This window comes from Piscinibacter defluvii (genome assembly GCF_004011805.1).
GTDB lineage: Bacteria > Pseudomonadota > Gammaproteobacteria > Burkholderiales > Burkholderiaceae_C > Piscinibacter > Piscinibacter defluvii.
In genome coordinates, this window is record NZ_RCHJ01000139.1 from 1 (window position 1) to 580 (window position 580).

Annotated in this window: 1 protein-coding gene; it reads left to right on the forward strand. The window is 63.4% G+C overall.

Annotated features, from left to right (window positions below; translation table 11 throughout):
- A partial coding sequence (locus D9C15_RS33260) for a GNAT family N-acetyltransferase (RefSeq protein WP_375138841.1) occupies positions 1–460 on the forward strand: 460 nt, incomplete at its 5' end.
- Between the last annotated feature and the right edge of the window lie 120 nt (positions 461–580).

Sequence of the window (580 nt, forward strand, 5' to 3'; positions counted from 1 at the left end):
CCCCTCAGCTCAAACGTTAGGCCTCGGAATGAACCTCCGCGCGTTCTCCTTCAGCGCTACGGACACGCCGTCAGAGGAGTGGCTCCACGCGGTCGACGCAGGACTCGATCAGCACAACTTCGCCGTTGCCCCACTTACAGAGGTCCGCCAGCTCGCGGCCTTCGCAACTGGAGCTACAGGTCAAGTTGCAGGAGGCGCCGTCGGTAGAACCTGGGGCAAGTGCTGCGAGTTGCTCCAACTCTGGGTGGCGTCCGAGCACCGGTCTCAGGGCGTGGGCTCACACCTGATGCTCGAGTTTGAAGCCCGCGCCAGAACACGCGGCTGCAGCATCTTCTACCTCACAACGCTGAGCTTTCAGGCGCCGGAGTTCTATCGCAAGCACGGGTACAACGTCCTCGCGGAGATCACTGGCTATCCCAAGGGCATCGTCAAGTACCTCATGCACAAAGCCGAGGCCTAACCCTTCGCTCGAGCGGACCTCCACCGGCAAGTCGCTTGGGCCGCGAGGCGGCCAGGGTCTATGCTCCACCTCGCGGCCCAAGCGCCTTCCCGGCGGGTCCGCTCAGCTCAAACGTTAGGC